This is a genomic window from Nocardia sp. NPDC049737 (assembly GCF_040674755.1).
In the GTDB taxonomy this organism is placed as follows: domain Bacteria; phylum Actinomycetota; class Actinomycetes; order Mycobacteriales; family Mycobacteriaceae; genus Nocardia.
Genome location: NZ_JBFANH010000003.1, coordinates 7,119 through 33,551 on the forward strand (window position 1 = coordinate 7,119; position 26,433 = coordinate 33,551).

Genomic DNA, 26,433 nt, shown 5'->3' on the forward strand with positions numbered 1-26,433 from the left:
GTGCACGGTACGGAGTTGGGTGGGGCGCGACCGGACGAGGCCGCGCGCCCGGCGAGTGACTGCTTACCGGAGGCTTCGGACAACCAGCCGTTTCCGCTCGCACCGGCGCAGCTGGGGGTCTGGTATGCGCAGTTGCTCGATCCCGACGTGCCGATCAATGTGGCCCAATACGTCGATGTGCCGGGCGTGCTGGATCCCGCGATCCTGCAGGAAGTGACGGTCATCGCGGCGCGGGAATACGAATCGGTGCTGGTGCGCCTCGGTGAATCCGACGGCATGCCGTACCAGTGCGTCGATCCCGCGAATTCCGTCGATATCCAGGTGATCGACCTGCGCGAATATGCCGATCCGGTGGCCGCGGCACACGAATGGATGCGCGCGGATGCGAGCGCGCCGGTCGATATGCTGACCGATCCGCTGTTCGCCGGTGCCGTGCTGCGCGTCGCTGACCAGCGGTGTTTCTGGTATCTGCGGGCGCATCACATCGTGCTCGACGGATTCGGCGCGCTGACCAATACCCAGCGGGTGGCGCAGCTGTATACCGCCAGCGTGCTCGGCAACGACCCGCAGGCGGTCCAGCCGGGTGCGCTGACCGAGTTGGTCGACAGTGAACGCGCCTACCGGGATAGCTCTCGCTTCGAAACCGACCGTGCGCACTGGGCTGAACGGGTCGCCGGGCTCGACGCTGCGACCAGCCTGGACGGGCGGAGCGCACCGCGTTCGGCGACCAATCTGATCGCGCGCCGGGTATTGCCGGACGCGCTGATCGATCGGATGAATTCGCTTGCTGCGAACCAAGATTCGACGATCGCGGTGGTGCTGCTCGCGGCCTTCGCCGGATATCTCGGGCGGTTCACCGATCGGGACGAGGCGGTACTGAGTCTGCCGGTGACGGCGCGCACCACCGCGCTCATGCGGCAGTCGGCCGGAATGCTGTCGAATATCGTGCCGCTGCGGCTCGCGGTCGACGGCACCTGGGGGGATCTGCTGCGGGCCACCCGCGTGGAGGTGGCGGGTGCGCTGCGGCACCAGCGGTATCGGCACGAGGACATCCGCCGCGACGCCGAGCACGACGGGCGGCCAGCGCGCCGTGCGCTGTTCGGTCCGCTGGCCAACATCATGCTGTTCGGCAGCGAGTTGACGCTGGGCGATGCGGTCGGCCGGTACCACGTACTGTCCACCGGGCCGGTGGAGGATATGAGCCTCAATGTCTATTACGGCGAGCGCGACAGCGTGCACGTCGATTTCGAGGCGAATCCGAATCTCTATGCGGCCGATGACATCGCGCGCCATCAGACGCGGTTCGTGCGGTATCTGGAGCGGTTGCTGGCCACCGAGGTCGATACGCCGATGTCGGCGGTGGCCGTGGCGACCGAACTGGAACTCGAGGTCAGCACCCGGATCTGGAATGCGACCGGCTTCGATGTGCCCGCGGCGCTCGCCGGTGCGCCGACACTGGTTTCGATGTTCGAGGCGCAAGTCGCGCGGACGCCGGATACGGTCGCGGTGCAGTTCGCGGGTGTGCCGGACCTGACGTATCGAGAACTCGCGGCGCGCAGTAATCGGCTGGCACGGCATTTGATTGACCTCGGCGTCGGACCTGAGACGCTGATCGCGCTCAACATCCGTCGGTCGCCGGAGCTGGTGATCGCGATGTATGGCGTGCTTGCCGCGGGGGCGGCGTATGTGCCGCTGGATCCGGATCATCCGGCCGAGCGGACCGCGCACATTCTGGCGACCGCGCGACCGGCATGCGTGCTGACGACTGAGGCCACCGACCTTGCCGGAGTGCCGGTGATCCGTCTCGATGGGCTGGATCTCGCCGATTATGCGGATGGTCCGGTCTGGGATCGGGAACGTACCGCCGCGCTGCGGCCGAGTCAGCCCGCGTACGTGATCTTCACCTCGGGGTCGACCGGGCGGCCGAAGGGGGTGGTCGTCACCCACGAGGCGATCGTCAACCGGCTGGTGTGGATGCAACAGCAGTATCGGCTGTCGGCCGATGATGTTGTACTGCAGAAGACGCCCGCTACCTTCGATGTGTCGGTGTGGGAGTTCTTCTGGCCGTTGCAGATCGGGGCGCGGCTGGTGCTCGCCGAGCACGACGGTCATCGCGATCCGGCCTATCTGCGGGCGGTGATCACCGAATATAATGTGACAACAGCACATTTCGTGCCGTCGATGCTGGAAGTGTTTCTGGCACAGTCGGAGTGCACCGGACGTACGGCACTGAGAAGGGTCTTCGCGTCCGGAGAGGCGCTGCCCGCCGCGCTGGCACAGCGGCTGCGGGTGCTGACCGGTGTGCGGCTGCACAACCTGTACGGTCCCACGGAGGCGGCGGTCGACGTCACCTTCCATGAAGTGACCGATACCGATACCCTCTCGGTGCCGATCGGCGCGCCGGTCTTCAATACCCGGCTCTATGTGCTCGATTCGCGGCTGCGGCCGGTACCGGTCGGGGCTGCGGGTGAGCTGTATCTGTCGGGGGTACAGCTCGCCCGTGGCTATATCGGCCGCCCCGGGCTCACCGCCGATCGGTTCGTCGCGGATCCATTCGGGTCGGCTACCCGGATGTATCGCACCGGTGATCTGGTGCGCTGGACTACGCACGGTGAGCTGGAGTACCTGGGCCGCACCGATTTTCAGGTGAAGTTGCGCGGGCTGCGGATCGAACTCGGTGAGATCGAAGCCGTGCTCGGAACCGTCGATTCGGTGGTGCGCGCGGTGGTCGTGGTGCGCGATGACGCCGGGGTGGGCGAACAGTTGGTCGGCTATGTGGTCGAGTCCGAGCCCGGCACCGTGTCTGCTGGCCAACTGCGCACCGCGGCGTTGCGCGCGTTGCCCGCGTATATGGTGCCTGCCGCGTTCGTGGTGATGGACGCGCTGCCGGTGAATGCCTCCGGCAAATTGGATCGTGCCGCGCTGCCCACGCCTGAGCGGGTCGAATACACCGCGGTCACGACACCGGTAGAAGCTGTGGTCGCGCGGGTATTCGGGGCGGTACTCGGACACGATCACCTCGGGCGCGATGACGATTTCTTCGCCCTCGGCGGCAATAGTTTGGTGGCCACCCAGGTCGCGGCGCGTTTGGGCGCCGAACTGGGCTGTCGGCTCGGGGTTCGCGAATTGTTCACCGCTACCACGGTGTCCGCACTCGCCGAACTCATCGAGCGGGCGGGTGGATCCAGTGGCGTGCCGGTGCTCGCGCAGCTGCGGGCGCGACACCGGCCGCCGCTGGTTCCGCTATCTCCGGCGCAGCAGCGGATCTGGTTCCTCAATCGGTTCGAGACTTCCAGTGCCGGTTACAACATGCCGTTCGTGGTGCGGTTGCGCGGTTCGGTCGATATTTCGGCGCTGCGGCTGGCCTTGGCCGATCTGGTCGATCGGCATGAGGTGCTGCGCACGATCTTTCCCGCGGTATCGGACGGCGTGGCGGCCCAGCAGGTCGTGCTGTCCACGGACGAGGTTGTCGTCGTGGGGGAGCCGGAATCGATCGGTGTGGCCGAACTGGACGAAGAGCTGGCTCGGTTCGCGGCGCTCGGATTCGACCTGGGGCGCGAAATACCCATTCGGGCACGGATCTTCCTGGTCGATGACGAGAGCTGTGCGCTGGCACTGGTGCTGCATCACATTGCCGCGGACGGCTTTTCGATGCGGGTATTGGCACGAGATGTGATGTCCGCGTACGGATTCCGGCATTCGGGTGTTGTGCCGGAATGGTTACCGCTGTCAGTGCAGTACGTGGATTACAGTCTCTGGCAGCATGAATTGCTCGGCTCCGCGTCCGATCCGAACGCTGCGCTGGCCCGGCAACTGGAGTTCTGGACCGCCACGCTCGCCGGTGCGCCCGATCTGATCGAGCTGCCCGCCGATCGGTCCCGGCCCGCCGTCGCATCCGGACGCGGTGCGGTCTTCGGATTCGAAATTCCGAGCGAGGTGCACGCCGGAGTCGTGCAACTCGCTCGTGCCCAGGGTGTTTCGAACTTCATGGTGTTGCATGCCACGCTCGCCGTGCTGCTTTCGCGGCTGTCGGGCAGCGACGACATCGTGATCGGCACGCCGGTGGCCGGACGTGGTGAACGGGCGCTGGACGATCTCATCGGCATGTTCGTCAACACCCTGGTGTTGCGAACCGTAGTCGATACCGCCGCGCCCTTCTCGGCGCTGCTCGCGAGGGTGCGCGAGACCGATCTCGCCGCCTTCGGTCATGCCGAATTGCCATTCGAGCAGCTGGTCGATGCCATTAACCCACCGCGCTCGCAGGCGCGGCATCCGATGTTCCAGGTATTGCTCGCTTTCGACAATGCCGCGGACATCGCGTTCGAACTCCCCGATTTGTCGGCCTGCACCAGTAGGCTGGACACCGGAGTGACCAAATTCGATCTCCAGCTCACGGTCACCGAAGGCTTCGCCGGTGCCGGACTCGGGGAAGGTCCGGCATCGGCGGGGGTTCGGGCGGAGTTCACCTACGCCACAGATCTATTCGACAAATCCACTATCGCGGACTACGCGCAGTGGTTGGTTCGGTTGCTACGGGCGATTGTTGTCGATGCCGAGCTAGCGGTGGGGGATCTGCCGCTGCTGGATATGGCGGGACGGCAGCGTGCGATCGAGTGCGGAGTCGCGGAGTCGTCGAGTCGTGTTGCGACACTGCTGGCCTCATTCGAGACGCAGGTACGGCGGACGCCCGAGGCCGTCGCGGTGGTCGACGGGGATAGCGCGCTGACGTATGCGGAGTTCTCGCGGCGGGTGAATCGGCTTGCTCGGCGGCTGATCGCCGCCGGGGTCGGGCCCGAGACGCTGGTCGTGCTCGGTATGCGGCGGTCGGCGGACTTCGTTGTCGCGGCCTATGCGGTATTGACCGCGGGTGGCGGGTATGTGCCGGTGGATCCGGATCAACCAGCGGCGCGGCGGGCACAGGTCGTTTCCTCGGCTCAGCCGGTCTGTGTGCTGACTCGGGCGGGTGACGGGTGGTCGACCGGGCCTTCGGTCCGGGTGGCGGATGCACTGGATTGCTCCGGCTATTCGGATGCGCCCGTGCTGGATTCGGACCGGCTGAGTCCTTTGCGCGCGACGAATACGGCGTACGTCATCTTCACCTCCGGATCCACCGGCGCGCCGAAAGGTGTTGCGGTGCAGCATGCCTCGGTGGTCAATCAGATCGACTGGATTGCCGACGAATACGGCATCGGCGCGGACGATGTGGTTCTGTTCAAGACTCCGTCGACCTTCGATGTGTCGGTGTGGGAGCTGTTCGCGCCATTGGCGCGCGGTGGGCGCGTGGTCGTCGCCGCGCATGACGGGCATCGGGACAGTGCTTATCTTGCGGCGACCATCGCGGCGCACCGCGTGACGATGACCTCGTTCGTGCCATCGATGCTGTCGGTATTCGCCGATGCCACCGGTATTGCCGAGATCGCCTCGTTGCGTGCGGTTTTCGTAGCGGGTGAGGCGATGACCGGTGAAGCCGCGGCGAGCTTTGCCGCGGTGTGCCGAGCCGAACTGCACAACTTATACGGCCCAACTGAATTCACGGTGCACGCCACTTATGCGGCCGTCGATGCCGGCATGTCAGGGCCGGTGCCGATCGGTCGGCCGGTTCGTTCGAGTCAGTTGCTGGTGCTCGACGCCCGGTTGCGGCCGGTGCCGGACCTGGTCGTCGGCGAGCTATATCTCTCCGGCGTTCAGGTGGCGCGCGGGTACCACGGGCGGACGGAATTGACCGCCGAGCGGTTCGTGGCCGATCCGTATGGCCCGGCCGGTGCCCGGATGTATCGGACCGGTGATCTGGTGCGACGCAATCGGGCCGGGGATCTGGAATACCTGGGGCGCGGTGACTTTCAAGTCAAGCTGCGGGGGCAGCGGATCGAGCTCGGTGAGATCGAGGCGGTGCTCGTCGCTAACGACGATGTGCGTTCCGCGGCTGTGCGGGTATTTTCGCATGCCGCGGGTGAGCTGCTGGTCGCCTATGTGGTCGCTGCAATTCCGGAGACAGAACTGGCCGAGGTGCTCCGGGAGCGGCTGCGCGCTGTGCTGCCCTCCTACATGGTGCCGACGGCCTATGTCGGACTGGCGGAAATGCCGCTGACCAGCTCGGGCAAGTTGGATCGCAAGGCATTGCCGGATCCGGTGCCGACCGCCGGAAAATTTCGTGCGCCTGTCACCCCTACCGAGCATGCGGTTGCCGAGGTATTCGCGGCGGTGCTCGGTCTCGATCGGGTCGGGCTGGACGATGACTTCTTCGCGCTCGGCGGAAACTCCCTGGTGGCCACGCAGATTGCGGCGCGGATCGGGACGGTGGTCGATGCCGATATTCCGGTGCGGCTGTTGTTCGAGCATTCGACGGTGGTCGCCTTGGCCGCGCATCTGCCCGGTTCAGGGTCTGCGCGACGGGCGTTGGTCGCCCAGACCCGCCCCGATGTGGTGCCGCTTTCCTATGCGCAGCAGCGGATGTGGTTCCTCAATCAGTTCGATGCCGCCTCGGTTGCGAATAATCTGACTGCTGCGGTGCGACTGATCGGCGCGCTCGATCTCGGTGCGTTGACCGATGCGGTTGCCGATGTCATCGCCAGGCATGAGGCGCTGCGCACGAGGTATCCAGCGGTTGACGGTGTTCCGCGTCAGGAAGTGCTGCCGGTGGATGCGGTTTCGCTGGCGCCGGAACCGGTTGATGCCACGGAATTGGCTGATCGGATTCGAGCGTTGGCGGCGATGCCTTTCGCGATCGACCGTGAGGCGCCGGTTCGGCTCACGCTGCTGCGCACTGGGACCGAGCATGTGCTGGTTGTATCCATCCATCACATCAGTGCGGACGGTTGGTCCATCGCGCCGCTAACTCGGGATCTGATGGTCGCGTATGCCGCACGTCGCGTGGGTTCGGAGCCGAACTGGGTGCCGCTGCCGGTGCAGTACGCCGATTACACACTGTGGCAGCGGGAAACGCTCGGTGCGCAGGAGGATCCGGAATCTCTGATCGCCGAACAGATCCGGTATTGGTCGAACGAATTGGCCGATCTGCCGGATGTGTTGACACTGCCGGGGGATCGGCCCCGTCCGGCGGTCGCGTCGGGGCGTGGTGCGCGCTATGCCTTCACTATCGATGCCGCGACCCATCATCGGCTGCGTGATGTGGCCGAGGGCGCGAACGCCTCCCTGTTCATGGTGCTGCATGCGGCATTCGCCACGCTGTTGGCGAAACTCGCTGGGCAGCAGGATATTGCGATCGGGACTCCGGTCGCCGGGCGCGGTGCGGCCGCGCTGGACGGGCTCGTCGGCATGTTCGTCAACACCCTTGTGCTGCGGACCGATGTGCGGCCCGAACTGACTTTCGCCGAGCTGATCGCGGCGGTTCGCGACGGTGATCTGCGCGCCCTCGCACATGCCGATGTGCCGTTCGAGCGGCTCGTGGAGGTTTTGCATCCGGAGCGTTCCGCGGCACGGCATCCGCTGTTCCAGGTCATGCTCGACTTCCAGAACACCGCGCAGACCAGCCTGGAGTTGGCCGGTCTAGCCGCCTCGATGCTCGATATCGATACGCGAACAGCGAAATTCGATCTGCAACTGACGCTGTCGGCGGACGCAGCCGATATGGCAGCAACTTTCGAGTACGCCACCGACCTGTTCGATGCGCGGACGGTCGCTTCGTTCGCGACTCGACTGCAGCGCGTGCTCGATGCGGTCGCCGATCCACACGTGCGGATCGGTGATATCGATCTGCTCGCCGACGATGAGCGCGCGCTGATCCTCGACGCCTGGAATGCGACAACACATCCGGTGGATGTCGATGCAACGTTGGTATCGCTGTTCGAGGCGCAGGTCGCGCGGACTCCGGATGCCCCTGCGGTCACCTTCGAGGGCGAGTCGCTGGCCCACCCGTCGCCCGACCACCACCCCCCATCGAGTCGCTCCGCGACGCTGACGTATGCGGAATTCGCGGGTCGGGTGAATCGGCTCGCGCGGCTGCTGGTGTCCATCGGGGTTGGTCCGGAGACCACGGTGGCCATCGGTATGCGGCGGTCGGTGGATCTGGTCGTGGCGATTTACGCGGTGCTCACGGCGGGCGGTGCGTATGTTCCGGTGGATCCGGAGCATCCGGCCGAGCGTGTCGGCCATTCGCTGCGGATGGCGCGCCCGGGGTGTGTGCTGACCCGCTCGGAGGATGGGCTGGATCTAGGCACCGACCGTGCGTGGGCGGTGCTCGACGTGGATCTGTTCGACACCTCCGATTACTCGGATGCGCCCCTAACCGACGACGATCGGCTCGGCCCCTTGGTGCCGGGCAACACCGCGTACGTGATCTTCACCTCCGGATCGACGGGGCGGCCGAAGGGGGTCGCGGTTTCGCATGCGGCGATCGTCAATCGTCTGGTGTGGATGCGCGAAACCTACGCGCTGACCGGTGCTGATGTGGTGCTGCAGAAGACGCCCGCCACCTTCGATGTGTCGGTTTGGGAGTTCTTCTGGCCATTGCAGGTCGGGGCGCGGTTGGTGGTGGCGCGGCCGGATGGGCATCGTGATCCGGCGTATCTGGCGCGGGTTATTCGTCGCGAGCGGGTCAGCGTCGCGCATTTCGTGCCGTCGATGTTGGTGGTGTTCGTCGCGGAACCGGCTGTGGCTGAGTGTGATTCGCTGCGGATGGTATTCGTGTCAGGGGAGGCATTGGCCCCCAAGCCTGCTCATAGATTGCGTGAGCTGACCGGTGCGGCAGTACACAATCTGTACGGTCCGACCGAGGCAGCGGTGGATGTCACCGGCCACGAGGTCACCGATGCGGATGTGGATACCGTGCCGATTGGTGGGCCGGTATTCAACACCCAGGTCTATGTGCTCGATGCGCGGTTGCGTCCGGTGCCGGTGGGGGTTGCGGGCGAGTTGTATCTGGCCGGTGCGCAATTGGCGCGCGGATATATCGGACGACCGGATCTGACGAGTGATCGGTTCGTTGCGAATCCGTTCGGCGATGGTGCGCGGATGTATCGCACCGGGGATCTCGTGACCTGGCGTGCGGATGGGGTGCTCGAGTATTCGGGTCGCACGGATTTCCAGGTCAAGCTGCGTGGTCTGCGGATCGAGCTCGGTGATATCGAAAGCGCGCTGACCGCGATGGATTCGATTGCGCAGGCGGTGGTTGTGCTGCGGGATGAGCAGCAACTGGTCGCATACGTCGTCGCGGAAACGCAGGTCGATTCCGATGCCCTGAAATCTGCTCTGAGCATGCAACTGCCCGCGTATATGGTGCCGGCGGCGTTTGTCGTACTCGATGACTTTCCGCTGAATGCCTCCGGAAAGTTGGATCGGAAGGCCTTGCCGGCGCCCGTATTCGAGGCTGCTGTTTTCCGCGCCCCTGTCACGGCGACCCAGGAAATCGTTGCGCGGACCTTCGCTGAAGTGCTGAATGTCGAACTGGTCGGGCTGGACGACGACTTCTTCGCCCTCGGTGGAAACTCACTGAATGCCACGCAGGTCGTGGCCCGTTTGGGCGCGGCGCTGGATATGCGGCTGCCGGTGCGAATGCTGTTCGAGGCAGCCACGGTTGTGGCATTGGCGACCGCGACCGAGGCGCATGAGGGGCGCGGATATGTCGCGTTGAGCCCGCGCTCGCGCCCAGCGCGGATTCCGCTTTCACCGGCTCAGCAGCGTATGTGGTTCCTCAACCGATTCCTTGCCGACGATTCGGGCGATGCCGTGGACAACATTCCGGTGGCGCTGCGGCTCACCGGCGATCTCGATGTGGCGGCATTGTCCGCCGCGCTGGCGGATGTGGTCGCTCGGCACGAGACGCTACGGACGATCTACCCGGAAAGCCTCGATGGCGCGGTGCAAGTGATCATCCCCGCGGCGCAGGCTATTGCGGCTTTGCGGCCCGAGCTTGTCACCGAGGCGGAACTCGAACCGAACCTTTCCGCATTCGCGGCGACCACCTTCGATCTGACCACGACGGTGCCACTGCGGGCCCGACTGTTCACGGCTGGCAACGAACACGTGCTTGCGCTTGTGCTGCACCATATTTCGGCGGACGGCTTCTCGCTCGGACCGCTCGCCAGCGATCTCATGACCGCCTACGCCGCGCGCCGTGCCGGCACCGCGCCCGCATGGCCGGCATTGCCCGTGCAATACGCCGACTACACACTCTGGCAGGCCGAGACGCTGGGCGATGAAGCCGATCCGGAGTCGCAGGCGCACCGGCAGCTCGCCTTCTGGCGGTGTGCGCTGGCGGGTCTGCCCGAACAGTTGGAGCTGCCCACCGATCGGCCGCGACCTGCAGTCTCGTCATATCGCGGCGACACCCACCGGCTCCGCATCGACTCCGATCTGCACAGTGAACTGCGCGAACTGGCCCGCAAGCGGGAAACGACGCTGTTCAGCACAGTGCATGCGGCGCTCGCGGTGTTGTTGTCCCGATTGTCGGTCAGTGCGGACATCGCAATCGGCACGCCGGTCGCCGGTCGCGGTGACGCAGCGCTCGATGGGCTGGTCGGGATGTTCGTCAACACCCTGGTACTGCGCACTCACATCGACACCAGGGCGCGCTTCGAGACGGTGCTGGATACCGTTCGCGCACAGGATATCGAGGCGCTGTCGCATGCGGATGTGCCGTTCGAGCGGCTGGTCGAGGTCATTGCGCCGGCGCGGGCGCAGAATCGGAATCCGCTGTTCCAGGTGGCGTTGACCTTTCAGAACTTCAAGCTTGCGTCGCTCGAACTACCCGATCTCGTGGTGCGCCCGGTCGAATTCGATGCGGCGGCAGCCAAATTCGATCTGCAGTTCACGGTGGTCGAATCCGATGACGCCGGTGGCCGTGCCGATGGCATGGACATCGAGATCACCTATGCGACCGACCTTTTCGATGCGGGCACAATCGCGATTTTGGGTCGTCGGTTCACGCAGGTGCTGGCCGCCATCGCCGCGGATGCCACGGTGGTGGTCGGGGATATTCAACTGCTCAGCGCTGAGGAACAGCACCGCGCGCTGCACGAATGGTCCACTCCGACAAGGGCTTATGTCACCGCGACGGTCACGCTCGCCGAGAGGTTCGCGCTGGCCGTCGCGATCGATCCGACGGCCGTCGCGGTCCGCGCAGACGCCCGATCGTTGACCTATGCCGAACTCGACGCCTGGTCGAATCGGCTGGCGCGGCGGCTCATCGCGGCCGGGGTCGGACCCGACGCGCTGGTGGCGGTGGCGCTGCCGCGGTCGGTGGAACTCGTCGTCGCATTGGTCGCGGTGATCAAGGCGGGTGGCGGATATCTGCCGATCGATCCGAATTATCCGGCCGATCGGATCGAATACGTACTCGATGATGCCCGCCCGATCTGTGCGATAACCAGCGCCGGAACCGGATTGGCACCCGGCTGGTTCGGCGGGCCGGTAATCGATATCGCGGCCGGGAATCAGCGTTCGACCGCTATCAGCCAGGCGGAGCGACGTAGGCCGCTGAATCCGGCGCATACGGCTTACGTCATCTATACCTCCGGATCCACCGGGCAACCGAAGGGCGTGGTCGTCCCGCACCGCAATGTGTTGCGCCTGCTGGATAACACCCAGTGCCACTTCGAGTTCGGACCCTCGGATGTCTGGACGCTGTTCCACTCCTACGCCTTCGACTTCTCGGTCTGGGAGCTATGGGGTGCACTGCTGCATGGTGGCACGCTCGTGGTGGTCGACTACTACACCTCGCGCTCACCGGAGCAGTTCCTGGAACTGCTTGCCGAGGAACGGGTGACGGTGTTGAACCAGACACCGTCGGCCTTCTATCAACTGATTGCCCCGCCGCCCGCCGAACTCAGCTTGCGCTATGTGATTTTCGGCGGCGAGGCGCTGGAACCGCAGCGGCTCGGCGCCTGGTTCGCCAGGTATCCGCGCTCGCCGCGACTGGTGAATATGTACGGCATCACCGAGACCACCGTGCATGTGTCCTACCGGCCGATCGAGGTCGGTACCGGTTCGGCGAGTGTGATCGGTGGGGCCATACCCGGATTGGTCGTGCGGGTGCTCGATGCGCGGCTGCGGCCGGTGCCGGTCGGCGTGCCCGGCGAGATCTACGTTTCGGGTGGTCAGTTGGCCCGCGGCTATCTCGGACGGCCCGCGCTCACCGCGAGCCGGTTCGTTGCCGATCCGTACGCCGGGGACGGTGCCCTGGCGTATCGGACCGGTGACCTCGCACGGTGGACCGTCGACGGTGAGTTGGAGTATCTGGGCCGGGCCGACCAGCAGGTGAACCTGCGCGGGTTCCGCATCGAGTTGGGAGAGATCGAGGCAGCGCTACTGGACGCGAGCGCAACGGTGCGCGAGGTGGCGGTGGTCGTGCGCAGCGATCTGGTGGATGAGCCGCGCATTGTCGCCTATGTGGTCGGCTTCGCTGGGATCGATGCCGCTGACCTGCGACAACAACTCGCGCGGCGGTTACCCGAGCATATGGTGCCAGCCGCGATCGTGGGGGTGCAACGAATTCCCTTGACCGTCAACGGGAAGCTGGATCGGGCCGCGCTGCCCGCACCGGAGTTCGAGGCGTCGACCTACCGCAAGCCGGGGACGGTCGTCGAGGAGATTGTCGCGGGCGTCTTCGCGGATGTGCTCGGGATGGCCGAGGGCGGTCTGGTCGGTGCGGATGACGACTTCTTCGCCCTCGGCGGTTCTTCCCTGCTGGCCGCGAAGGCCGCGGCCCGCATCGGCGCGGCGCTCGGGCGCACCGTTGGGGTGCGTGCGCTGTTCGAATCGCCGCGGGTCGCCGACCTCGCCGCAGCGGTCGGCACGAGCGATCCGGCTGCGCCCAGGCCCGCACTGGTGGCGGGGGCACGTCCGGGCCGGATTCCGCTTTCCCCGGCACAGCAGCGGATGTGGTTGCTCAACCGGTTCGATCAGCACTCGATTGCCTACAACATTCCGGTGGCGCTGCGGCTCACCGGCGCATTGGATATCGCGGCGCTACAAGCCGCGGTCGCGGATCTGATCGGTCGCCACGAGTCGCTGCGGACTCGATTCCCGGAGATCGACGGTGCGGCGACTCAGCTGATCGTGCCCGTCGCGCAGGCGATTCCGTCGCTGTATCCGATCGATATTGCCGAAGACACCCTGTCGGAACGCGTTCGGGAGCTGGCCGCCACTACCTTCGACGTGACCGTCGATATCCCGGTCCGGATGCGGCTGTTCCGGATCGGGGGGCGCGCGGAGTTCGTATTGGCGGCGGTGCTGCATCACATTGCCGCCGACGGATCCTCGCTCGCGCCGTTTGTCCGTGATCTGATGTTGGCTTACCGCGCACGCTTGGATGACAGCGCACCCGGTTGGACGCCGCCCGCCATGCAGTACGCGGATTACGCACTGTGGCAGCGTGAACTGCTCGGCAGCGAGGACGATCCCGAATCGCTGTCGGCACAGCAGATCGCGTACTGGACCCGGACGCTTGATGGACTGCCTGATCAGCTGTCCCTGCCGACCGATTACCCGCGGCCCGCCCGGCAGAGTTTGCGTGGCGCGAAGGTGGAGTTCGCAATCGACGCGCGATTGCACAGCGCGCTCGTCGCGCTCGGACGACGCAGTGGCGCAACGCTGTTCATGGTTGTCCATGCCGCATTCGCCGCGCTGCTCGCTCGGCTGTCCGGCAGTTCGGATATCGCGGTCGGGACGCCGATCGCGGGTCGCGGCGATGCGGAACTCGACCATGTGATCGGCATGTTCGTGAACACGCTGGTGTTGCGGACTCGGGTCGATGGCGCAGACAGTTTCGATGCGCTGCTCGGGCGGGCCAGGGCGGCCGATATTGCCGCATTCTCGCATGCGGATGTGCCGTTCGAGCGCCTGGTCGAGGTGCTGAACCCGGAACGATCGACAGCGCGGCATCCGCTGTTCCAGGTCGGACTTTCGTTCCAGAATCACGAGCGCGGTGAACTGAAGCTGCCGGGGCTCGAAGTGAGTGAGCTCGAATTCGACAGTGGGGTAGCGCAATTCGATCTGCACTTGTTCGCTGTCGATCACTATGGTGCGGATGGCGCGCCTGAGGGTATCGATATCGCGCTCGGCTACGCAACGGACCTGTTCGAGCGCACCAGTGCCCAGCGGTTCAGTGAGCAGCTTTTGCGGCTGCTGGAAATTGTTGTCGCTCAGTCGGATACGGCTGTCGGTGCGTTGGATCTGCTGGGCGCGGAGCGTGCGCGGTTGCTCGAAGAGTGGAATCGGACCGCGCATTCGGTTGCTTCGGCGACGTTGGCGGATCTCATCGACGCCCAGGTGGCGCTGTCCCCTGAGGGCGTTGCGTTGATCGATGCGGCCACCGAATCAGTGCTCACCTATGCCGAATTCGACGCTGCGGTCAACAGGTTGGCGCGCAAGTTGATCGCGGACGGGGTCGGGCCGGAGGCGACCGTCGTGCTCGCCATGCGGCGCTCGGTCGAGTTGGTCGTCGCCATGTACGCGGTGGTACGTGCCGGGGGCGCCTATGTGCCCATCGCCCCGGACCATCCGGCTGACCGGATCGCGTATGTCTTCGAGACTGCCGCGCCCGTGTGTGTGCTCACTACCTCACGCGATGGCTTGCCAATCGAAACACCGCTTTCCGCGATGGAAGTGGATCACCTCGACCTGACGAACTACGCCGCAACTCCGATCGCGGACGACGAACGTGCCCGACCGTTGCGGCCCGAGCATCCGGCATATGTGATCTTCACATCCGGGTCGACCGGACTACCCAAGGGCGTCACCGTTTCGCATGCGGCGATCGTCAACCAATTGGCCTGGCTGCGTGACCGATTCGCGCTCGGGCCGAGCGAGTGCGCGCTGCTCGAGACTCCGGCGACCTTCGACCTGTCGGTGTGGGAGTTCTGGTCGGTCCTGACGACCGGCGGTCGCCTGGTGGTGACCGAGCCCGGCACTGAGCGCGACCCCGACCGACTGCTGGACCTGATCGAACGATATGGGGTGACGGTGCTGCACGCCGTACCGTCACTGGTCGGCATGCTGCTCGCGGTATCGGATGCGCCGCTGCCGAATTCACTGCGGCAGGTGCTCGCCATCGGTGAGGCGCTGCCTTTGGCCACCGCGATCGAATTCCGCCGTCGGGCCGGCGTGCGACTGTTCAACCTGTACGGCCCGACCGAGGCGGCCGTATCGATCACGGCCTTCGAAGTCGACGCGGACCCGATCCATCTCGTCCCGATCGGCGCACCCGTCTGGAACAGTCGGGTCTACGTGCTCGATGCACGGTTGCAGCCGGTGCCGGTGGGTGTGCCCGGCGAGTTGTATCTGGCCGGTGCGCAATTGGCGCGCGGCTATCAACGCAGGCCCGCGCTGACCGCCGACCGTTTCGTCGCGAATCCCTTCGCCATGGGTGCCACGATGTACCGGACCGGCGACATCGTCCGCTGGCGTTCGGAGGGCGTGCTGGAATACCTGGAGCGGGCGGACTTCCAGGTCAAGATCGGCGGCTTCCGGATCGAGCTCGGCGAGGTGGAGGCCGCGCTGCTGCGGCTGCCCGAGGTGCGGGCCGCGGTCGCGGTGGCGCGCGATGACGATCACGCCGGAGCTCGGCTCGTCGCCTATGTCGCGGTGCCGGACTCGACGGCGGATTTGGCCGGTGCGTTGCGTACTGCGGTGGCTACCGAGCTGCCCACCTACATGCTGCCCGCCGCGATTGTGGTGCTGGAGTCGTTGCCGCTCAATGCCAATGGCAAGGTCGATCGGGCCGCATTGCCCGAGCCGGTATTCGCCACGGCTGCTTTCCGCGCGCCGACCAGTGAGTTGGAGCGATTGGTCGCGGCCACCTTTGTCGAGGTAATCGGGGCGGCCGAGAAATCGGTCGGGCTGGATACCGATTTCTTCGCGCTCGGGGGCAATTCGCTGCTGGCGACCCGGCTTGCGGCGCAGCTGGGTTCCGCACTCGGAGTGCGGGCCCCGGTGGCCGCGGTCTTCGACGCGCCGACTGTCGGGTTGCTCGCCGCGCGACTGGCCGAACTCGGCGACGCCAGGCCCGCGCTTACCCGACGTCGCGGTACCACACCCGCCCCGCTATCGCTGGCACAGCAGCGGATGTGGGTGGTCAATCGGCTGGCTCCCGATTCCTCGGCCTACAACATCCCCGCAGCGCTGCGTCTGACCGGTGCACTGGATATCGCTGTCCTGCGCGCGGCCATCCAGGACGTGATCGAACGCCACGAAACCCTGCGTACCCGGTACCCGGATGCCGAACCCGAGCCGGTGCAGCAAGTGCTGGACGTTGCCGATGTCGACCTGCAACCGATCCTGTTGGCACAGGATGAAATCGACGCACGCATCGCTGAATTCGTCGCCGCCGGTTTCGATATCACCGCAGCACCACCGGTCCGCGCCGTATTGTTCCGCACCGACCACGATGAGCACGTGCTTGTCGTGGTGCTGCACCACATCAGCGCCGACGGCTATTCGGTCGCACCGATGACGCGGGATCTCATGCGTGCCTACGTCAGCCGGACCGCGGGCAATGCGCCCGACTGGGAGCCGTTGTCGATCCAGTACGCCGATTACAGCGTGTGGCAACGCGCGGTGCTCGGCTCCGACCACGATCCGAGCAGTCTGCTGTCACGGCAACTCGGCTATTGGACGACGGAATTGGCGGGCCTGCCCGAGGTACTTCCATTGCCGACCGATAGACCGCGTCCGGCGCGCCGGGATATGCGTGGTGCCACCGTTGGTTTCGAGGTCGACGCAGTACTTGCCGGGCGGATGGAAGCGGTCGCCCGCGCGCACGGCACTACGTTGTTCACCCTGATCCACAGTGCGTTCGCGGTCCTGCTCGCCAAGCTGTCGGGCACACCCGATATCGCCATCGGCGCACCGGTCGCGGGACGCGGCGAACGCGCGCTCGACGATCTGATCGGCATGTTCGTCAATACCGTTGTGCTGCGCACCGAGATCGATGCGCGCGCCCGCTTCGCGGATCTGCTTCGGCAGGCCAGGGATCGCGATATCGCGGCGCTGTCACATGCCGACGTGCCGTTCGAGCGGGTTGTCGATGCTGTGGGCCGGACCAGGTCCAGTTCCTATACGCCGCTGTTCCAGGTGATGTTCACCTTCCAGAACATGCCGTCCGGCCGAGTGGCGCTGCCCGGGCTCGGGGTCGAGGTGCTCGATCTGGCGCTGGTCGAGGCCAAATACGATCTGCAGCTCACCGGCATCGAGTTGTTCGATGCCGCCGGCGACCTGGCCGGATTGGATATGCGATTCGGTTACGCGACCGACATTTTCGATGCCGCGACGGTCCGACTGTTCGCCGAGCGGCTACTTTGCATATTCGAGGTAATCGCGCAAGACCCCGCCACCATCATCCGCGCCATAGACATTCGCGGTGAACAGCCACGTGACGAACAGGCGTCCCTGCCCACGCTGATCACCGCCGCCGCCGAAATCAGTTCCGGTGCCGTCGCTTTCACTCACGACGTACATACGGTGACCTTCGGCGAATTGGCCGCCAAACTCGCGACGGTCGCCAAGGCCATGGGCGCGACCGCGAAACCGGAAGCGCTCATCAATGTTGCCCTCGCCGGGCTGGTACCCGGCCTTTTGGTCGCCCTCGGCGGCAGTGGTCTCGCCACAGTCCTGCGGACCCTGCGCACCGAGGCGCGGGCCGTACTCGCCAACTCTGGTTCGGAAATCGATTCGGAAGGAATCAGCTGATGTCCCAGGCAGAATCGGTCGCATCCAGCAAACTCGGCAATCGTATTGCCGCCTACGATCATTCGGCACTGCGCCGAGCGTACGGACTCGACGATTTACCCATTCTGATCGATAAGGTCGCCGAATTGGACCCGGAGCGGGTCGCCTTGCGGTACGACCGGACCACCATCACCTACGGTGTGCTGGCCACCGAGATCATGGTGCTGGACGAGGCGATGGGTGGCGGTCTCGGTGCTGACGCACTGGTATCGGTCGTCGTCTCGAGTCAACTGCCCGCCCTGCTGGAGTCCGGAGACGGTGCACTCGGCACTGTGCTGGAGCAACTGCTCGATGATGCGTTGGCGGCGGCGGCCCATGTGCTGCCGTCGATATTCGCACCGATCGAGACCCTGGTCAGCGAATTCGAGGAGCAAGTGCGCCGGACGCCGGACGCGATTGCCCTCGAATACGCGGGTGCGACGCCGGCCCACCCGTCGCCCGACCACCACCCCTCATCGAGTCGCTACGCGACGCTGACGTATGCGGAGTTCGACGGCCGGGTGAACGCCCTTGCCCGGCGGCTGGTCGACCTGGGTGTCGGCCCGGACAGCCTGGTGGGGCTTGCCGTGCGGCGCTCGTTCGACCTGCTGGTCGGCATGTACGCGATCCTCAAGGCGGGCGGTGCGTATGTGCCGATCGATCCGGAGCATCCAGCCGAACGCATCGGTTACGTGCTCGAGGTCGCCGCACCGGTCCTGGTTCTCACCACGACCCACGATCAGCCGGAACTCGGACCGAATATCCCGGTACTGCGAATCGACGAGTTCGACACTGTAGCGGAAGAAGCGTCGATCGATGACCGGCCGCGGCTGTCGGCGGACAATACTGCCTACGTCATATTCACCTCCGGATCGACCGGCCGCCCGAAAGGTGTTGCGGTATCACATCGTTCGATCATGGCCAACCTGCGGTGGCGACAGCGGCTGTATCGACTACGCGGCAATGATGTGGTGCTGCAGAAGACGCCGTTCACCTTCGACGTCTCGGTGTGGGAGTTCTTCTGGCCGTTGCAGGTCGGTGCGCGGCTGGTGATCGCGGCACCGGATGGTCATCGTGATCCGGCATATCTGGCGCGCACGATCGCCGAACGTGGTGTCACCGTCGCGCATTTCGTGCCCTCGATGCTCGCGGTATTCGTGGCCGAACCGGAGATCGAAAGTGCGGCACGGACGCTACGTCGGGTATTCGCCTCCGGCGAGGCGCTACCCGCGGCTACCGCGGCCGCCTTCCGCGATATCAGTGGCGCGACACTGCACAACCTGTACGGCCCCACCGAGGCCGCCGTCGATGTCACCGCGCACGAAGTCACCGCCGCCGACAGCACGACCGTGCCCATCGGCGCGCCCGCCGATGACACCGAATTGCTGGTATTGGACGACAATCTGCGGCCGGTGGCCAGTGGCGTCGTCGGTGAGCTGTATCTCGCCGGTGTGCAGTTGGCCCGCGGCTATGTGGCCCGTCCGGGCCTGACTGCCGACCGCTTCGTGGCCAATCCCGAGGGCGCACCTGGTGACCGCATGTATCGCACCGGTGACCTGGTCCGCTGGCGCACCGATGGTGACGGCGGCCCGGACGAACTGGAATATCTGGGTCGCATCGACTTCCAGGTCAAGCTGCGTGGGCTGCGGATCGAACTCGGCGAGGTCGAGGCGGCGCTGCTGCGCAATGAGCACGTCGCGCAGGCCGCGGTGCTGCTGCATCGGCATGCGGGCGGCGATCACCTGGTCGGATACGTGGTGGCCGACCGCGGCGTCACCGTCGATCCGGCCAGCGTGCTGGAATCCACGCGCCGGCACCTACCGGACTACATGGTGCCGTCACTGGTGGTCGTCCTCGACGAAATGCCGATCAATGCCAATGGGAAGCTCGATCGGCGCGCACTGCCGCAACCGGTATTCGGATCGGCCGCATACCGGGAACCATCGACCGAGACGGAGGTGGCCGTCGCCGAGATCTTCGGCGAACTGCTGCAGACGGATCGGGTGGGCGCCGACGACGATTTCTTCGCGCTCGGCGGCAACTCGCTCATTGCCACCCGCGCCATTGCCCGAATCGGGGCCGCGCTCGGCATTACCGTCGACGTCCGCGATTTTTTCGACCGCCCGACGGTAGCGGCACTGGCCGGGCTGGCACGGACCGGAGCCGCACGACCGGCCCTCACGGCAGCCGCACGACCGCGGCACATTCCGCTGTCTCCGGCGCAGCGGCGCATGTGGTTTCTCAACCGGTTCGGCACGCACACCGAATCCGCGTACGTCTTCGATACCGCCGCTGTGGACAATATCCCGGTCGCACTTCGGCTACGCGGTGCACTCGAAGTCACCGCCCTGTCCGCGGCGATCACCGATCTCGTTGTCAGGCACGAGATTCTGCGCACGGTGTACCCGCAGACCGCCGACGGTCCGGCTCAGGTGGTGCGTCCGGTGCATGCCGTGTTCGACCTGTCGCCGAGCGATATGCCCGAGACCGAACTCGCCGCCGCTGTATTGGCCAGCGCGGTACAGGGATTCGATGTCGCCGAGGAGATCCCGGTCCGGGTGCGGTTGCTGCGCAGCGGACCCGAGGACCACACGTTGGTCCTGGTGGTGCACCATATCGCCGCCGACGGTGTCTCGATGGGCCCGCTGATGCGTGATCTCGTCACCGCCTATGCGGCCCGTCGCGCCGGACGCCGACCGGACTGGCCGCCACTGCCGGTGCAGTACGCGGACTACGCGCTGTGGCAGCGGCAGGTGCTCGGCGACGAGGCCGATCCGGAATCGGTGGCCGCCCGCCAGCTCGGGTTCTGGGCCGCTGAATTGGCCGATCTGCCCGCACAGCTGGATCTGCCCACCGATCGGCCCCGCCCCGCGGTCGCGTCCTACCGCGGGGCGACTCATGAGTTCGCCATCGACGCCGAGCTACGTGAAGCGATCGACCGGGTTGCCGCCCGCAGCCGCGCCACGCCCTTCATGGTGCTCCATGCCGCACTCGCGGTCCTGCTCGCGCGGCTGTCGGGCACCTGCGATATCGCCATCGGCACACCGGTCGCCGGCCGTGGCGATCGTGCCCTGGACGATCTCGTCGGCATGTTCGTCAATACGCTTGTGCTGCGTACCGAGGTGCGGTGCGAGCTGAGTTTCGCCGACCTCATCGCCTATGCGCGTGAGCGCGATCTGAATGCCTTCGCGCACAGCGATATTCCTTTCGAGCGGCTGGTCGAGGTGGTGAATCCGGCGCGTTCCCAGGGCAGGCATCCGCTGTTTCAGGTCGCGCTGTTCATGCAGAACATCGGGCCGGTCGCATTGACGATGCCCAGCCTGGACGCGGAGCTGGTCGATTTCGATCCCGGCTTCGCCAAATTCGATCTGCAGCTGACACTTTCCGATACCGACTGCGGCTACCGCGCCGAATTCACCTACGCCACTGACTTGTTCGACACCGCGACCGTGCGTGACTTCGGTGTCAAGTTTCTCCGGGTGCTGCGCGCGGCGACCGCCGATCCGGATATCGCGGTCGGCGATATCGAACTCCTCGACGCGGGCGAACTCGATTACGTCACGGCCAGCTGGAACGCCAGCGGGCACAAGGTCGCCGATCGGTTTCTGCACGAAGGCCTCGACAGCCAAGTGCGCCGCACACCGAACGTCGTTGCCCTGGTTTCCGAGACCACCGAACTCACCTACACCGAACTGTCCGAGCAAGCCAATCGCCTCGCGCGCCTGCTGATCAGCACCGGCGTCGGCCCGGAATCGCTGGTGGTGCTCGCGATGCCGCGCTCGATCGAGTTGGTGGTCGCGATGTACGCGGTGCTGCGCACCGGTGGCGCCTACGTGCCGGTGGATCCCGAGCATCCGGCCGAACGCATCTGGCACATCCTCGATACCGCTCGGCCGCATTCGGTCCTCAGCACCCGCGGTACCGGTTTCATTCTCCCCGCGACCGTGCCCCCGAGCGTGCACCTGCACCATATCGACGAACTGGACCTATCCGAGTACTCGGCGGCGAAGATCGCCGATCGCGAGCGCCGTGCGTTGCTGCGGCCCGAGCACCCCGCCTATGTAATCTTCACCTCCGGCTCGACGGGCCGACCGAAGGGCGTATCGGTCGAGCACCGCGCCATTGCCAACCAACTCGCCTGGATGCACGCCGAATATCGGCCGCGCGTCGGCGATGTCTATCTGCAGAAGACCGCGACCACCTTCGACGTTTCGCTGTGGGGCTACTTCCTGTCGCTGCGCGCGGGCGCGACCCTGCTACTCGCCGCCCCCGATGGCCACCGCGATCCGCGCTACCTCGCGGAAACCATTGCCAGCCATGGCGTCACACTGACCGACTTCGTGCCATCGATGCTCGCGGTATTCGCCGCCCATGCCGATGCGAGCGAACTCGATTCGCTGCGCGATGTTTTCGTCATCGGGGAGGCGTTGCCGCCGGAGACCGTCGCGGCATTCCATGCGGTGAGCGATGCCGCGCTGCACAACTTGTACGGCCCGACCGAGGCGGCGGTATCCATCACCTATCGCGAGGTCACGGTCGACGACGAGCTGGTGCCGATCGGCGAGCCGGAGTGGAATTCCCAGGTCTATGTGCTGGATGCGCGACTGCATCCGGTGCCGATCGGGGTATCCGGCGAATTGTATTTGGCCGGTGACCAGCTGGCTCGCGGCTATCACGGCCGGGTCGACCTGACCGCGGATCGTTTCGTGGCCAACCCTTTCGGCAGAGCGGGTGCGCGGATGTATCGCACCGGGGATCTGGTGCGCTGGAGCGCCGATGGGGAACTCGTCTACCTGGGCCGGATGGACTTCCAGGTGAAGTTCCGTGGCCAACGCATCGAGCTCGCCGAGATCGAGTCCGCGCTACTCGCGGTGCCGGAGGTGAGTCAGGCCGCGGTGCGGCTGATCGATGGCGACTATCTCGCGGGATACGTGATTCGTACGCCAGGCAGTGCTTTGGATCTGGATGCCGTCAAGGCCGGGCTTGCCCGGCGTCTGCCCGGATATATGGTGCCGACCACGCTGGTCGAGCTGACCGAATTCCCGCTCAACACCAGCGGCAAGCTGGACCGCACGGCGCTGCCGGTGCCGGTGCTGCGGCAGCAGAGTTTCCGTGCACCGACCAATGCGGCACAACGGCTGGTCGCCGCAGTATTCGCCGAGGTACTGCGGGTGGAACGCATCGGCCTCGACGACGACTTCTTCGCGCTCGGCGGCAGTTCGCTGGACGCCACCCAGGTCACCGCGCGGACAGGGGAGGCCATCGGCACGCGCATCCCGGTACGCGCGCTATTCGATGCCTCCACGGTCGAGGGATTCGCCGCCGCCGTCGACGCACGCAGCAGGGCGGGTGCGCCCGCACGGCCGCTGGTGCGCCGCGAGCGTCCTGCGCGCATTCCGCTCTCGCCCGCCCAGCAGCGGCTGTGGTTTCTCAACCGGATCGAAACCCAGGACGGCGGCGCGAGCGTTTACAACCTCCCGGTCGTGCTCCGGCTCACCGGCCGACTCGATGTCAGCGCGCTCGAGCGTGCGGTACTCGATGTGCTGTCCAGACACGAATCTCTGCGCACCATCTACCCGGACAGCGAATCCGGTCCATGCCAGTCGATTCTTCGCCCAGCAGATATCGGCCTGACCCTCAATCCGGTACCAGTCGAACGTGCCGATCTGACCGCTGCCATTATCGCGATCACGACCGCCGGATTCGATGTGACAACCGAACTCCCGTCGCGCATAGCGTTATTGAGCGTCGATCGGGTCGACGACCGGCGCGGCATATCCGGTGACGAATACGTGCTGGTCTTCGTCGTCCACCATATCGCCGCCGACGCGCTATCGATGACGCCGCTGATCACCGATCTGGTGCACGCCTATCTCGCCAGATTGACGAGCCGGAGGCCGGATTGGCGCGAGCTGCCGGTGCAATACGCGGATTACAGTCTCTGGCATCGCGAACTGCTCGGCTCTGAGGAGCAGCCGGGCGATCCGGCATATCAGCAGTTGCGATTCTGGCGCGCCGCCCTCGACGGCATGCCGACCCTGCTCGCACTACCGACCGACCGGCCCCGTCCGGCGCTGCCCTCCAATCGCGGTGCCGCAGTGGATTTCGAGATCGAGCCGGAGTTGGCCGCCGCCCTTCGGGTACTCGCACATCGCTGCGGCGCAACTCTTTTCATGGTGCTGCACGCGGCCTTCGCGGCGACGATCGCCAGGCTGAGCGGCACCGGTGACGTGGCGATCGGCTCACCCGTCGGCGGTCGCGGCGAACGTCAACTCGACGCGCTCATCGGCATGTTCGTGAACACCGTGGTACTGCGGACCCCGATCGATGCCGTGGCTACCTTCGCCGAACTCCTTGCGGGCGTGCGTGCTCGCGATCTCGCGGCCTTCGCCAATGCCGATCTGCCGTTCGAGCGGCTTGTCGACGCCATGGCGGTGGACCGGAGCACCGGCGCGCACCCGCTGTTTCAGGTGATGTTCAGCTTCGGTACGGCACCGCGGATCGTCGCGGGCAGTCGGGCACTCGAGGTGCCGTGGCTGGCGGTGGAACCACTCGAATCACCTGATCCCACGGCGAAATTCGATCTGCACATGGTTGTGCACGAACGTGCTGGTGATCACGGGCTCACCGGGAGTCTGCGCTATGCCACCGATCTATTCGATGCGTCGACCGTGGCCGCGTTCGTCACCCGCTTCCGGCGCCTACTCGCCACCGTGTCGGGTGCGCCACAGATCCGGATCGGCGATATCGAGCTATTGGCCGCCGACGAGCGGTCTCTGTTGGACCGCTGGAATGAAACCGGACACGCAATTGACGAAACCGCGACGCTTGCTTCGTTATTCGACGCGCAGGTCACTCGTACCCCACAAGCACCGGCGCTTACCTTCGAGGGCACAACGCTGTCCTATGCCGAATTCGCCGGACGGGTGAACCGGCTGGCGCGATGGCTCATCGAACAGGGCGTCGGACCGGATTCCCTTGTCGCACTGGGTATGCGCCGTTCCGTCGATCTGGTGGTCGGCACGTATGCGATTATCGTGGCGGGCGGTGGCTATGTACCACTGGATCCGGATCATCCGGCCCAACGCACCGGCCACATTCTCGATACCGCTGCTGTGCTCTGTGTGCTGACCGCAGGCATGGATTTGGATATCGCGGCCACGCAGGTCCGTATCGATCGGCTCGACCTTTCCCAGTATTCGGCCGCGCCGATTACCGACGCCGATCGGCGCGCGCCGCTGCGGGCAGCCAATACTGCCTATGTCATCTTCACCTCGGGCTCCACCGGTCGGCCCAAGGGGGTCGCGATGAGCCACCGCGGCATTGTGAACCGGTTGTTGTGGATGCAGTCTGCGCATGTCGCGCTCGACGGCACCGATGCGCTGCTGCAGAAGACGCCGGTGACCTTCGATGTTTCGGTGCCGGAATTCTTCTGGCCGTTGCAGGTCGGTGCCCGGCTGGTGCTGGCTCGTGCGGATGGTCATCAGGATCCGGTGTATCTGGCGGAGCTGATTCGGCGCGAGTCGATTACGATCGCGCACTTCGTGCCGTCCATGCTTGCGGTCTTCGTCGCGGAGGATATCGACGTGCCCACACTGCGGCACGTGTTCTGCTCGGGTGAGGCGCTGCCCGTGACAATCGCGCAGCGAGCGCGGGCTGTCACCGGCGCGTGTGTGCACAACATGTATGGGCCCACGGAGACGGCAGTCGAGGTCAGTGCATACGAGGTGACGGATGCCGATAGCGGTGCGCTGCCGATGGGCGGGCCGATCTGGAATACCCGTGCGTATGTGCTGGATGCGCGGTTGCGTCAGGCGCCTGTCGGTGTGCCCGGGGAGCTGTATCTGGCCGGAGCGCAGTTGGCTCGCGGCTACCTCGGTCGGGCCGATCTGACCGGTGAGCGATTCGTGGCCGATCCATTCGGTCCGGCTGGTACCCGGATGTATCGCACCGGCGACCTGGTCGTCTGGCGGGAGCGGGGTGTGCTGGAATTCCTCGGCCGTACCGACTTCCAAGTGAAGGTCCGCGGCCTGCGGATCGAACTCGGTGAGATCGAATCGGCATTGCTGTCGGTTGCCGGAATCGCTCAGGCCGTCGTCCTGGTTCGAGACGATCACGGTGGCCGACTGGTCGCCTACCTGATGGCGGACGGTGAACTCGATACCGACGGCGTTCGAGCCGTGCTCGCGCGTCGACTGCCCGCCTATATGGTTCCGTCGGTATTTGTCGTGTTGGATGAATTCCCGATCACTGCCTCCGGCAAGCTGGACCGAAAAGCCTTGCCCGCACCGGCTTTTACCGATATCGAATACCGTGCGCCGAGCGATCTCGCGGAAACCCTTGTCGCCGAGACATTCACCGTGCTGCTCGGCGTCGACCCGGTCGGCACGGATGACGACTTCTTCGCCCTCGGCGGCAATTCCCTCATCGCCACGCAACTCGCGGCCCGGCTGGCCAAAGCGACCGGCGCGGACGTACCCGTGCGCACCATCTTCGACGCCTCGACCGTGCGCGAGTTGGCGCGTCGAATCACGGTCGAACAGGAGTCGACACCTCCGGCCTTGCCGCCATTGACGGTTCAGGATCGCACCGAGCCGATTCCGCTGTCGATCGCCCAGCAGCGCATGTGGTTCCTGAACCGATTCGACGCCACGAGCGGTGGATACAATATTCCGTTCGCGCTGCGCCTCACCGGGGTGCTGAATGTGCCCGCGCTGGAACGTGCGATCGCCGATGTAATAGCCAAGCACGAGACACTGCGCACCATCTATC

At 65.6% G+C, this 26,433-nt stretch carries 2 protein-coding genes (1 of these 2 cut by a window edge); both read left to right on the forward strand.

Annotation, left to right across the window (positions count from 1 at the left end; genetic code table 11):
• Positions 1-17,643 carry a non-ribosomal peptide synthase/polyketide synthase gene (locus AB0J47_RS05200; protein WP_364340754.1) on the forward strand — a complete coding sequence of 5,881 codons (17,643 nt, stop codon included), beginning with the start codon at positions 1-3 and terminating at the stop codon, positions 17,641-17,643.
• A protein-coding gene (locus AB0J47_RS05205; protein WP_364340756.1) for a non-ribosomal peptide synthase/polyketide synthase crosses the window boundary here: on the forward strand, positions 17,643-26,433 show its 5' portion. It continues 16,427 nt past the right edge of the window; 8,791 of the gene's 25,218 nt are visible here — the first part of the coding sequence; its start codon is at positions 17,643-17,645; its stop codon lies off the right edge, out of view. Before AB0J47_RS05200 ends, AB0J47_RS05205 begins: the two co-directional genes overlap by 1 nt.